This window comes from Pseudomonas fluorescens (genome assembly GCF_902498065.1).
GTDB classification, from domain to species: domain Bacteria; phylum Pseudomonadota; class Gammaproteobacteria; order Pseudomonadales; family Pseudomonadaceae; genus Aquipseudomonas; species Aquipseudomonas fluorescens_BJ.
On record NZ_CABVIR010000009.1, the window covers coordinates 115009 to 127730 of the forward strand.

A 12722-nucleotide genomic window follows, 5' to 3' on the forward strand; every position below is an offset into this window, starting at 1 on the left:
GGACGTTTCACAGGTGCCACTGGCGCCACAGGCGTAAGCGGCGAGCAAACTGCACAAAAAGCTGTTGATGGACATGACAGACGCTCCGGATAAGTGATGACGACCTGATGATAGGGCCGACCTAGACGTCTGGCTGGTAGATTGTTTCGATAGGTGTCATAGCTCTAAAGTTGTATACAATTTTTGATTCAGGTCATAGGAACTTGCGAAGTTTTCAGGCAGTCTTCTGTCCATTCGCACTTTTGTTAACCCTGCCTTGGAGATTCACCATGTTTGCCAAACTTGTTGCGGTATCCCTGCTGACACTGGCCAGCAGTCAATTGATGGCTGCCGAGTGCAAGACAACCATCGACTCCACCGACCAAATGTCCTTCAACACCAAGGCCATTGAAATCGACAAAAGCTGCAAAACCTTCACCGTTGAACTGACCCATTCCGGCAACCTGCCGAAAAATGTGATGGGCCATAACTGGGTGCTGAGCAAAGAAGCTGACATGCAGCCGATTGCCACTGATGGCCTGGCTGCCGGTATCGACAAGAACTACCTGAAGGAAGGTGATGCGCGCATTATCGCTCACACCAAAATCATCGGTGCCAAGGAAACCGATTCGGTGACTTTCGATGTGTCGAAGCTTGATGCTGCCGAGAAATACGGCTTCTTCTGCTCGTTCCCGGGCCACATCTCGATGATGAAAGGCACGGTTACGCTGAAATAAGCGAATCGGGCTCATAAAAAAAGCGTCCTGTGAGGGACGCTTTTTTTTGTGCCTGACATTTGACCGAGTCATCGTTCATCGCTAGCAGGCTAGCTCCCGCAGTGGATCTGCGACACTCCGCAAGTCCCCTGTGGGAGCTAGCCTGCTAGCGATGTGGTCGGTTCAGGCGCCGCCTTGCTTATGGTGCAAACGGCATCACTCGCTTGTGATGGGTCTTTTTGTACGTATCACAAATGATCTTGAACGCTTCCTCACGCACCGGCTCACCGTGCAGGAACGCGTCGATCTCGGCGTAGGTCACGCCATGGGACGCTTCGTCCGGTTTACCCGGCGACAGGTCTTCCAGGTCGGCGGTCGGGACTTTTTCCACCAGCGATTCCGGTGCGCCGAAACTACGGGCAATGGCCCGGACCTGGTTTTTCACCAGACCGCTCAACGGGGCCAGGTCGCAAGCACCGTCACCGAACTTGGTGAAGAACCCCATCACCGCTTCTGCCGCGTGGTCGGTGCCGATCACCAGGCCATGGGCCGCGCCGGCGATGGTGTACTGGGCGACCATACGCATCCGCGCCTTGGTGTTGCCGAGGACGAAATCCACCGACACCGCGTGCTTGCCTTCGAAGGCTGCCACTTCATTGGCCAGGGACTTGACCGCCGGGCCGATGTTTACGGTGTGACGCTCGTCCGGCTTGATGAAATCCACCGAAGCCTGGGCGTCGTGTTCATCGAACTGGGTTTCGTACGGCAGGCGCACGGCGATGAACTTGTAGTTGTCATCACCGGTGCGGGTACGCAGTTCACACATGGCGCGCTGGGCCAGCAGGCCGGCGGTCAGGGAGTCCACGCCGCCGCTGATGCCAAGCACCAGGGTCTTGAGCCCGGAATTGACCAGGCAATCCTGGATGAAGGTAATGCGCCGGGCGATTTCTGCCTCGAGGGCGGCCTTGTCGGCGAATGGGGGTTGAACCTTGAGCTGCTCAGCAATCTCACGCTGTACGGCTTGCATGAATTCACTCCTTGCTTGGTGTGCTGGAAAGGGCGGCAGGAACTTTGAAAACGTGTCGCAAGTAGGCGACGAAATTCGGGTCTTTGCAGTGAGTCTTGCCAGGCTCGTCGGAGATCTTTGCCACCGGTTGGCCGTTGCAGGCCGCCATTTTAAGCACGATGCTCATCGGTTCGACACCTGGAATATCGCACGTCAGGTTAGTGCCGATGCCGAAGCTGACATTGATCCGACCGCGTAATGCGCGAAATATTTCCAGCGCCTTGGGCAGCGTCAGACTGTCGGAGAACGTCAGGGTCTTGCTCATCGGGTCGATGCCCAGCTTTTGATAGTGGGCGATCGCCTTTTCTGCCCAGATCACCGGATCCCCGGAGTCATGGCGCAAGCCGTCAAAGAGTTTGGCGAAGTACAGGTCGAAGTCGTTGAGGAAGGCATCCATGGTGATGCAGTCAGTCAAGGCGATCCCGAGCAAACCCCGGTATTCGCGGACCCAGCAATCGAGGGCGGCGATCTGGCTGTCGATCAGCCGCGGGCCGAGTTGCTGGTGCGCCATGATCCACTCGTGAGCCATGGTGCCCAGCGGTTTCATGTCCAGTTCCCGGGACAAATGCACGTTGCTGGTGCCGACGAAACGACCGGGGAAATCGTGCTTGAGCACGTTCACTACTTCTTCCTGCACTCGGTAGGAAAAGCGACGGCGAGTACCGAAATCGGCTACCTGCAATTCCGACAATTCGTCGCTGCCGGCGTTAGCGGTCAGCCAGTCGAACTTGCGATAGAGCTGCTCACGCGCCTGCTCCAGTACGATTTCGCGATAGCGATAGCGGTTGCGCACTTCGCTGACGATGGACAGCAGCGGCACTTCGAACAGGATCACATGCAGCCACGGTCCGCGCAGGCGGATGAACAATTCGCCGTTTTCGATGCCGGTGTGGACGTAGCGCAGGTTGAAGCGGAACAACCCGAGGAACCGCAGGAAATCCGGCTTCATGAAGCTGATGCGCTCCATGAAACTCAACTGGTCGGCGGTCAGGCTCAACTCGGCCAGGCGCTCGATCTGGACGCGGATTTCCGCCAGGTACGGGTGCAGATCTTCACTGTTGCGGCAACGGAACTCCCATTCGACGTCCACGTTCGGGTAGTTGTGCAGCACCGCCTGCATCATCGTCAGTTTGTAGAAGTCGGTGTCGAGCAGGTTCTGCACGATGCGATCGGCAAACACACTCTCGCTCATAACGGGGTTCTCCAGGCTGGCCGCGCCTGTGGCAGCGACGTTGCAGCTGTTTCAATGAATGGGGCTAGTGGCGCATATCAGTGCCGGGTATTGCCAGCGATTTTTATACCGCAGCAGATCCCTGTGGTAGCGAGCCTGCTCGCGATAGCGGTTTGTCAGTCGACTTTGATGTTGTCTGACACGCCGCCTTCACGAGCAGGCCCGCTACCACCGGGGATTGTGTGAAGGCTTAAGCTTGCGGCATGTCCGGGCTATCAACCTGCTCCAGCATCCACTTCACAAAATCCCGCACTTTGGGCACTTCCGCCGAGTGCTCTGGATAGGCCAGGTAATAGGCGTCGGAACTGGGCATCGCGTGCTGCCAGGGTATGACCAGCTTGCCGTCGGCCAATTCCTCTTCCACCAGAAACCGCGGCAACAGCGCCACGCCGCAGCCGACCTGCGCGGCGCGGATGCACATGTAGAAGGTCTCGAAGCGCGGCCCGTGGTAGCTGTGTTCGGTGTGGTAGCCCTGGCTGTCGAACCAGTCGTGCCAGGCCTGCGGTCGGGAGGCGTTTTGCAGCAGGACCAGGTCGGTGAGTTGGGTCGGATCAGTGAACGGTGTAGCCGGCAGGCTGCCCGGTGCGCACACGGGAACAAGCTCTTCGCCGAACAACTTCAGGCATTCGGTGCGGGGCCGTGAGCCCTGGCCGAAATAGAACGCCAGATCGCTGCGACCTTGCAGCAGGTCATCGGCTTCCTGCTCGCTGCACAGGTCCAGATGAATCGACGGATGACGCAGTCGCCAGCCTTTCAAGCGAGGCACCAGCCAACGGGCGCCGAACGTCGGTGGCGTCGAGACGCGCAGGACTTCGGTCTCACCGCCGTAGGAACGCAGGTAATGGGTCGACATCTCGACCTGCGTGAGGATTTTTCGTACCTCCACCAGGTACAAATCACCGGCAGGGGTCATTTGCAGGCGTCGGCGCACCCGACGGAACAACAGGTGCTGCAACAATTCCTCGAGTTGCGCGACCTGCTTGCTGACGGCGCTCTGGGTCAGGTTCAGCTCTTCGGCGGCCCGCGTGAAACTCAAATGCCGGGTCACGGCCTCGAAACACTGCAGCGCGGTGATCGACGGCAGGTAGCGTTTATTCAGCATGGGTTGTCCTTTTTTCTTGTTTCTTGCTGACCAGCAATTCGCAGCATGAATAAACGGAATGATATCTCTCTTAAAGGTCGTTTGTTGGGTAACCTCCGGCGAGCTAAAACTACAGGTCTGATCAGTCGTGATATTCCGACTGCACGTTTTCTGTTTTTTGCTTGAGGAGTGACCCATGGTTGCCGCATTGCTTGATCGTCTTGGTGTGAACCCGGCCCTGTACCAGAACGGCAAAGTGCCGGTGCATTCGCCGATCGATGGCAGCAAGATCGCCTCTGTGAACTGGGAAGGCGCCGCTGAAGTCGAGCAGCACATCAGTCGCGCAGATCATGCGTTCGAATTGTGGCGCAAGGTCCCGGCACCGCGCCGTGGCGAACTGGTACGCCAACTGGGCGACATCCTGCGTGAATACAAGGCCGACCTCGGCGAGCTGGTGTCCTGGGAAGCCGGCAAGATCACTCAGGAAGGCCTGGGTGAAGTTCAGGAAATGATCGACATCTGCGACTTCGCCGTCGGCCTGTCCCGTCAGTTGTACGGTTTGACCATCGCTTCCGAGCGTCCTGGCCACCACATGCGCGAAACCTGGCACCCGCTGGGCATCGTTGGCGTGATCAGTGCGTTCAACTTCCCGGTGGCGGTCTGGGCCTGGAACACCACGCTGGCGCTGGTCTGTGGCAACCCGGTGATCTGGAAACCGTCGGAGAAAACCCCGCTGACCGCACTGGCCTGCCAGGCGCTGTTCGACCGTGTACTGAAAAACTTCAGCGATGCACCTCCGCACCTGAGCCAAGTGATCATCGGTGGCCGCGATGCCGGCGAGGCGCTGGTCGATGACCCGCGTGTCGCGCTGATCAGCGCTACCGGCAGCACCCGCATGGGCCGCGAAGTGGCGCCGAAAATCGCCGCGCGATTCGCCCGCAGCATTCTGGAGCTGGGCGGCAACAACGCCATGATCCTCGGCCCAAGCGCCGATCTGGACATGGCTGTTCGCGCGATCCTGTTCAGCGCCGTCGGCACCGCCGGTCAGCGTTGCACCACGTTGCGTCGCCTGATCGCTCACGAATCGGTGAAGGAAGAAATCGTTACCCGCCTGAAAGCCGCTTATTCCAAAGTGCGCATCGGCAACCCGCTGGAAGGCAACCTGATCGGCCCGCTGATCGACAAACACAGCTTCGACAACATGCAGGACGCGCTGGAACAGGCCTTGAGCGAAGGCGGCCGGGTCTTCGGCGGCAAGCGTCAGCTGGAAGACAAATACCCGAACGCTTACTACGTCTCGCCGGCCATCGTTGAAATGCCGGAGCAGAGCGACGTGGTCTGTCATGAAACCTTCGCGCCGATCCTGTACGTGGTCGGTTACAAGGACTTCGACGAGGCCCTGCGCCTGAACAACGCCGTGCCGCAAGGCCTGTCCTCGTGCATCTTCACCACCGATGTGCGTGAAGCCGAGCAGTTCATGTCGGCGGTGGGCAGCGACTGTGGCATCGCCAACGTCAACATCGGCCCGAGCGGCGCGGAAATCGGCGGCGCGTTTGGTGGCGAGAAAGAGACGGGTGGTGGTCGTGAGTCGGGTTCCGATGCATGGCGCGGGTACATGCGCCGCCAGACCAACACCGTGAACTATTCGCTGGAGTTGCCGTTGGCGCAGGGGATTACGTTCGACTGATCGGGCCCCATCGCTGGCAAGCCAGCTCCTGCACGGCCTGTGTCGTGGCGCATAACCTGTAGGAGCTGGCTTGCCAGCGAAGCTTTTTCTGTTTGTTAGGTTTCTGTTGGAGTCTGGCAATGCCGTTACGCGAAGAGTGTCTGTGGGAAAAACTGACGCCGCAAAGGCCTGATAATGCGGCGCTCAAGAGCGAAGTAACGGCCGATGTTTGCGTCATCGGCGCCGGGTTCACCGGTCTGTCGGCGGCGGTGCATCTGCTGGAACAAGGCAAAACGGTGTGTGTGCTGGAAGCCCATCGTGCCGGTCATGGTGGTTCGGGGCGCAACGTCGGGCTGGTCAACGCCGGGATGTGGATTCCACCGGACGACATCGAGGCCGGGTTCGGCGAAGCGGTGGGCAGTCAGCTCAATCGCATGCTGGGGGCGGCACCTTCGTTGGTGTTCAGCCTTGTGGACAAATACAACATCGATTGCCAGTTACGCCGTGAAGGCACGTTGCACATGGCGCATAACGCCCGTGGTGAAGCGGACCTGCGCAGTCGTGAAGAACAATGGAAGCGTCGCGGTGCGCCGGTCGAACTGCTGACCGGTCAAGCCTGCGAACAAGCGACTGGCACCAGGAAAATCGCCGCCGCGTTGCTCGATCGACGTGCCGGTACGATCAACCCGATGGCGTACACCACCGGTTTGGCCAAAGCGGCCATCGGGCTTGGCGGTCGGTTGTTCGATCATTCTCCCGTGACTCGACTCGAACGTCAGGGCCAGCGCTGGTCGGTGCAAACGGCACAGGGTTCGGTGCTTGCCGAGCAAGTCGTGATTGCGTCCAACGCTTACACCGAAGGTGACTGGACGGAACTGCGACGCAACTTCTTTCCCGGTTACTACTATCAAGTGGCCTCGGTCCCGCTGACTGACGATGCCTCGCAACAAATCCTCCCCGGTGGACAGGGTTCCTGGGACACCCGTCAGGTCCTCAGCAGTATTCGTCGCGACAAAGATGGCCGTTTGCTGCTGGGGAGCCTGGGTAATGGCAATCAGAAGCCGACCTGGTTCCTCAAGGCTTGGGCCGACCGGGTTCAGCAGCACTATTTTCCGTACCTCAAGCAGGTGGAATGGGAGTGCACCTGGACCGGTTGCATCGCGTTTACTCCCGATCATTTGATGCGCCTGTTCGAACCGGCGCCCGGTTTAGTGGCAGTCACTGGCTACAACGGTCGAGGGGTGACTACTGGCACTGTAGTGGGCAAAGCCTTTGCCGATTATTTGTGTAACGGAAATCCTCAGGCACTGCCGATTCCTTTCGCACCCATGCAGCCACTGGCGGGGGTGGGGCTGCGTAGCTGTCTGTATGAAGCGGGATTTTCGCTGTATCACGCGGGCCAGTGCTTGCGGATCGTGATTTGATTGTTGAAATTTGTTGCGGGGAGCGGCGCTTTTCGGCGCAGCGACTAGCCTGTAAAAGGTGCGGGTTGTAGCAGTACCGCACCAGCAGTGTGCACTTCGGTGACGTACGTTGTTACAGGCTGGTTGCACTTCGTTTGGCGCTGCGGTTGCAATGATGGCGCACGCGGGTTGCGCCTTAATAAATAAATGGTTCCACCTTCAGCGGTTTAGACGGTTGCACGTCCAATGAAAATGGACTCGAAACAGTCGAAATAACAATAAAGCAGCGACTTTTTTCAGAATAAAAAACCGATGGCACGGCCCTTGCTCTGAGCATTCAGTGAAGTCGCAGTGCCAACTAAAAAAAACCTTGGAGCACCACCTCATGTCCCAGACGTTTTACAAGAAAGGCTTTCTGGCCCTCGCAGTGGCAGCTGCGTTGGGTGTTTCTGCGTTTGCACAGGCTGACGTAAAAATCGGTGTTGCGGGTCCTATGACAGGCGCCAACGCAGCATTTGGCGAGCAGTACATGAAGGGTGCACAGGCAGCAGCCGATGCAATCAACGCGTCGGGCGGCGTCAACGGGGAAAAAATCGTACTGGTCAAGGGCGATGACGCCTGCGAACCGAAACAGGCTGTGACGGTCGCCAAGGACCTGACCAACCAGAAAGTGGCAGGTGTGGTCGGTCACTTCTGCTCCTCGTCGACCATCCCGGCCTCCGAGATCTACGACGAAGCAGGCATCATCGCAATCACTCCGGGCTCCACCAACCCGCAAGTGACCGAACGCGGCCTGAGCGCCATGTTCCGTATGTGCGGCCGTGACGACCAACAGGGCATCGTTGCCGGCGACTACATCGTCGACGTGCTCAAGGGCAAGAAAGTCGTGGTTCTGCACGACAAAGACACCTACGGTCAAGGTCTGGCGGATGCCACCAAGGCTCAACTGGCCAAGCGCGGCGTGACACCAGTGCTGTACGAAGGTCTGACCCGTGGCGAGAAAGACTTCAGCGCCGTGGTGACCAAGATCCGTGCAGCCGGTGCCGATGTCGTCTATTTCGGCGGCCTGCACCCGGAAGCCGGTCCACTGGTTCGCCAACTGCGTGAACAAGGCCTCAAGGACGTCAAATTCATGTCCGATGATGGCATCGTGACTGACGAACTCGTGACCACCGCCGGTGGCCCGCAGAACGTTGATGGCGTGTACATGACCTTCGGCGCCGACCCACGTCTGCTGCCAGACAGCAAGACCGTGGTAGACACCTTCCGCAAGGCCGGCACCGAGCCTGAAGGCTACACCCTGTACGCCTACGCTTCGGTTCAGACCCTGGCGGCTGCTTTCAACGGCGCCAAGTCCAACAGCGGCGAAAAAGCGGCTGAGTGGCTGAAGAAAAACCCGGTTAAAACCGTAATGGGCGAGAAGACCTGGGACGCCAAGGGCGACCTGAAAGTCTCCGACTACGTGGTTTACCAGTGGGACAAGGATGGCAAATACCACCAACTGGAAAAACAGAAGTGATATGAGCTGCTGAACTACCCGGCGCCTTGTGCGCCGGGTAGTCAACCAACATGTCCGTGCAGTACCTGTCTTTTCTCGTAGAGCTGCACACAACCGTGTTGCGCGGGTGGCTGAACCCCGGTCCGTCGCACCTGGCTTCTGTGCAGTCTCTCAAATGCGTGAGATTGCGTTATGGATGGTATTTTCCTGCAGCAACTGGTCAACGGCCTGACCCTCGGGTCGGTCTATGGCCTGATCGCCATCGGCTACACAATGGTCTATGGCATCATCGGCATGATCAACTTCGCCCACGGCGAGGTTTATATGATTTCCGCTTACCTCGCGGCTATCAGTCTGGCTCTGCTGGCATACTTCGGTATTGAATCCTTCCCTCTGCTGATGCTTGGCACACTGGTCTTCACCATCATCGTCACGGCGGTGTATGGCTGGGTCATCGAGCGTGTGGCCTACAAACCCCTGCGGAACTCCACCCGACTGGCACCGCTGATCAGCGCCATCGGTATTTCCCTTATCCTGCAAAACTATGCACAGATCGCACAGGGCGCCCGTCAACAAGGCGTACCGACCCTTCTGACCGGTGCATGGCGAGTGGAGGTCGGAAGCGGCTTCGTCCAGCTCACCTACACCAAGATCTTCATCCTGATTGCCGCATTCGCCGGCATGGCCCTGCTGACCTACGTCATCAAGTACACCAAGCTCGGCCGCATGTGCCGCGCCACCCAGCAAGACCGCAAGATGGCCTCGATCCTTGGGATCAACACCGACCGCGTCATTTCCTACGTGTTCATCATCGGTGCGGCAATGGCGGCCCTGGCCGGCGTGCTGATCACCATGAACTACGGCACGTTCGACTTCTACGCAGGCTTTGTCATCGGCATCAAGGCGTTCACCGCAGCGGTACTCGGCGGGATCGGTTCGCTGCCTGGGGCGATGCTCGGCGGGATCATTCTCGGGATTTCCGAGTCGCTGTTCTCGGGCCTGGTCAACTCGGACTACAAAGACGTTTTCAGCTTCTCGCTGCTCGTTCTCGTTCTGGTCTTTCGGCCCCAAGGCCTGCTCGGCCGTCCTCTTGTGTCGAAGGTGTAAGCGATGTCTTCAACCACTAAAAAAACCATTGATCTCAAAAGAAGCCTGGTTGACGCGATTCTTGCAGGTCTAGTCGCCCTCATCGTGTTCGGCCCGATTGTTGGCGTAGTCCTTGACGGCTACGGCTTCAACCTGGAAACGACCCGAGTGGCGTGGATTGTCGCCATCGTCATGGCCGGCCGTTTTGCCCTGAGCCTGTTCCTGCAAACGCCCAAAGGCCTGAGAATTCTCGAAGGCTTTGAAAGCACCGGCTCCGGGGTTCATGTACTGCCACCTGATTACAAATCCCGTTTGCGCTGGATCCTCCCACTGGTGGTTGTCATCGCCGTGGTGTTCCCGTTCTTCTCCAACTCCTACCTGTTGGGCGTGGTCATCCTCGGGTTGATCTACGTGCTTTTGGGCCTGGGCCTGAACATCGTGGTCGGCCTGGCCGGCCTGCTCGACCTCGGTTACGTGGCGTTCTATGCCATCGGCGCCTATGGGTTGGCGCTCGGTTATCAATACCTCGGACTGGGTTTCTGGACGGTGCTGCCACTGGCGGCGATCACGGCGGGGCTGGCCGGTTGCATCCTTGGTTTTCCGGTGTTGCGCCTGCACGGTGACTACCTGGCGATCGTGACCCTCGGCTTCGGTGAAATCATCCGCTTGGTCCTCAACAACTGGCTGAGCCTGACCGGTGGTCCGAATGGCATGGCGGCGCCGCTGCCAACCTTCTTCGGCCTCGAATTCGGCAAACGGGCGAAGGACGGCGGTGTACCGTTTCATGAGTTTTTCGGCATCGCCTACAACCCGGACGTGAAGTACTACTTCATCTATGCGGTGTTGTTCCTGGTGGTACTGGCCGTGCTCTACATCAAGCATCGTCTGGTCAAAATGCCGGTCGGTCGCGCCTGGGAAGCCTTGCGCGAAGACGAAATCGCCTGCCGCTCCATGGGCCTGAACCACGTGCTGGTCAAGCTTTCGGCGTTCACCATCGGTGCGTCAACGGCAGGTCTGGCGGGTGTGTTCTTCGCCACCTACCAGGGTTTCGTCAACCCGACTTCGTTCACCTTCTTTGAATCGGCCCTGATCCTCGCCATCGTGGTACTCGGTGGCATGGGCTCGACCATTGGCGTGGTCATCGCAGCCTTCGTGCTGACCGTGGCCCCGGAACTGTTGCGTGGCTTCGCGGAATACCGCGTGCTGCTGTTCGGCATCCTGATGGTGTTGATGATGATCTGGCGACCGCGCGGCCTGATTCGGATCAGCCGTACCGGTGTGACCCCGCGTAAAGGAGTAGCGCCATGAGCGAAGTCGTACTCTCGGTCGAGAAGCTGATGATGCACTTCGGCGGCATCAAGGCGTTGAACGACGTCAGCCTGAAAGTCCACCGCAACTCGATCTTCGCGTTGATCGGCCCCAACGGCGCCGGCAAAACTACGGTGTTCAACTGCCTGACCGGTTTCTACAAGGCCTCCGGTGGCAAGATCGAACTCAGCGTGCGGGGCGAGCAGACCAACGTCATCCAGTTGCTGGGCGAATCGTTCAAACCTGCGGATTTCGTTTCGCCGAAATCCTTTCTCAGTCGGCTGTATTACAAGATGTTCGGCGGCACTCACCTGGTGAACCGGGCCGGCCTGGCGCGGACTTTCCAGAACATTCGCCTGTTCAAGGAAATGTCGGTGCTGGAAAACCTGCTGGTGGCCCAGCACATGTGGGTCAACCGCAGCATGCTCGCCGGTATCCTCAACACCAAGGGCTACCGCAAGGCTGAAAGCGATGCGCTGGACCACGCTTTCTACTGGCTGGAAGTGGTGGACCTGGTGGATTGCGCCAACCGTCTGGCCGGCGAGTTGTCCTACGGGCAGCAGCGTCGTCTGGAGATTGCGCGGGCCATGTGCACCCGGCCACAGATTATCTGCCTCGACGAACCGGCCGCCGGCCTCAACCCTCAGGAAACCGAAGCGCTGAGCGCGATGATCCGGCTGCTGCGCGACGAGCATGATCTGACCGTGGTGCTGATCGAACACGACATGGGCATGGTTATGAGCATTTCCGACCACATCGTGGTACTGGACCACGGCGTCGTCATCGCCGAGGGTGGACCCGATGCGATACGCAATGATCCGAAAGTGATTGCCGCCTACCTGGGCGCCGATGAAGAGGAAGTGGTGCTATGAGCCAACCGATCCTCGAACTCAAAGACCTGGACGTGTTTTACGGCCCGATCCAGGCGCTGAAAAAAGTCTCGCTGCACATCAACGAAGGGGAAACCGTCAGCCTCATCGGCTCCAACGGCGCGGGCAAGTCGACCCTGCTGATGTCGATCTTCGGCCAGCCGCGCGCGGCAGACGGGCAGATCATCTATCAGGGCGTGGACATCACCCATAAGTCGTCGCACTACATTGCGTCCCACGGCATTGCACAATCACCGGAAGGCCGGCGCGTGTTCCCCGACATGACCGTCGAGGAAAACCTGCTGATGGGCACCATCCCGATCGGTGACAAGTACGCCAAGGAAGACATGCAGCGCATGTTCGAGCTGTTTCCGCGTCTCGAAGAGCGGCGGACCCAGCGGGCCATGACCATGTCCGGCGGCGAGCAGCAAATGCTCGCCATCGCCCGTGCGCTGATGAGCCGGCCGAAACTGCTGTTGCTCGATGAGCCGAGCCTGGGGCTCGCGCCGATTGTGGTGAAACAGATCTTCGCCACGCTGCGGGAACTGGCCAAGACCGGCATGACCATCTTTCTGGTCGAGCAGAACGCCAACCACGCCCTGCGGTTGTCGGATCGGGCCTACGTGATGGTCAACGGCGAGATCCGCCTCAGTGGCACCGGCAAGGAGCTGCTGGTGAACGAAGAAGTGCGTAACGCCTATCTCGGCGGGCATTGAGTCCATCGTTGTAATCAACAAGCCCTGGCGAGCAATTGCCGGGGCTTTTTTACATCTCCAATACGCCACAAATCCCTGTGGGAGCGAGCTTGCTCGCGATAGC

Annotated in this window: 11 protein-coding genes; 8 read left to right on the forward strand and 3 right to left on the reverse strand. The window is 58.9% G+C overall.

Annotated features, from left to right (window positions below; all coding sequences use genetic code 11):
* Positions 1 to 269: 269 nt before the first annotated feature.
* Positions 270 to 716 (forward strand): azurin, encoded by a 447-nt coding sequence (gene azu, locus F8N43_RS25780; protein WP_150639579.1) that lies wholly within the window; start codon positions 270 to 272, stop codon positions 714 to 716.
* A 178-nt stretch (positions 717 to 894) separates the two neighbouring features.
* Here the strand turns inward: azu and nadE are convergent, their stop codons facing one another.
* The 3 genes from nadE to F8N43_RS25795 form a co-directional block, all read right to left on the reverse strand.
* The gene (gene nadE, locus F8N43_RS25785; protein WP_150632430.1) at positions 895 to 1722 is read right to left on the reverse strand and encodes an ammonia-dependent NAD(+) synthetase; all 828 of its coding nucleotides are present in this window, start codon (positions 1720 to 1722) and stop codon (positions 895 to 897) included.
* A 4-nt stretch (positions 1723 to 1726) separates the two neighbouring features.
* On the reverse strand, positions 1727 to 2953 hold the full coding sequence (gene pncB / locus F8N43_RS25790) for a nicotinate phosphoribosyltransferase (RefSeq protein ID WP_150639580.1): 1227 nt from the start codon (positions 2951 to 2953) through the stop codon (positions 1727 to 1729).
* A gap of 229 nt (positions 2954 to 3182) precedes the next feature.
* Positions 3183 to 4094, reverse strand: coding sequence for a LysR family transcriptional regulator (locus tag F8N43_RS25795; protein ID WP_150639581.1), 912 nt, complete (start codon positions 4092 to 4094; stop codon positions 3183 to 3185).
* A gap of 175 nt (positions 4095 to 4269) precedes the next feature.
* Here F8N43_RS25795 and F8N43_RS25800 point away from each other — a divergent pair, with 175 nt between their 5' ends.
* The 7 genes from F8N43_RS25800 (at position 4270) to F8N43_RS25830 (ending at position 12619) form a co-directional block, all read left to right on the forward strand.
* Positions 4270 to 5760, forward strand: a complete 1491-nt coding sequence (locus tag F8N43_RS25800; protein ID WP_150634650.1) for an aldehyde dehydrogenase family protein — start codon at positions 4270 to 4272, stop codon at positions 5758 to 5760.
* A 119-nt stretch (positions 5761 to 5879) separates the two neighbouring features.
* Positions 5880 to 7163, forward strand: a complete 1284-nt coding sequence (locus tag F8N43_RS25805; RefSeq protein WP_150639582.1) for an NAD(P)/FAD-dependent oxidoreductase — start codon at positions 5880 to 5882, stop codon at positions 7161 to 7163.
* A gap of 364 nt (positions 7164 to 7527) precedes the next feature.
* Positions 7528 to 8661, forward strand: a complete 1134-nt coding sequence (locus F8N43_RS25810; protein WP_008035383.1) for a branched-chain amino acid ABC transporter substrate-binding protein — start codon at positions 7528 to 7530, stop codon at positions 8659 to 8661.
* Positions 8662 to 8832: 171 nt separating this feature from the next.
* Positions 8833 to 9747 carry an ABC transporter permease subunit gene (locus F8N43_RS25815; RefSeq protein ID WP_017336280.1) on the forward strand — a complete coding sequence of 305 codons (915 nt, stop codon included), beginning with the start codon at positions 8833 to 8835 and terminating at the stop codon, positions 9745 to 9747.
* 3 nt (positions 9748 to 9750) lie between these two features.
* Positions 9751 to 11034 carry a high-affinity branched-chain amino acid ABC transporter permease LivM gene (livM, locus tag F8N43_RS25820; RefSeq protein WP_150639583.1) on the forward strand — a complete coding sequence of 428 codons (1284 nt, stop codon included), beginning with the start codon at positions 9751 to 9753 and terminating at the stop codon, positions 11032 to 11034.
* On the forward strand, positions 11031 to 11906 hold the full coding sequence (locus F8N43_RS25825; protein ID WP_150634653.1) for an ABC transporter ATP-binding protein: 876 nt from the start codon (positions 11031 to 11033) through the stop codon (positions 11904 to 11906). Before livM ends, F8N43_RS25825 begins: the two co-directional genes overlap by 4 nt.
* A complete protein-coding gene (locus F8N43_RS25830) occupies positions 11903 to 12619 on the forward strand; it encodes an ABC transporter ATP-binding protein (RefSeq protein WP_150634654.1) in 717 nt (238 codons plus the stop codon). Before F8N43_RS25825 ends, F8N43_RS25830 begins: the two co-directional genes overlap by 4 nt.
* Positions 12620 to 12722 lie beyond the last annotated feature (103 nt).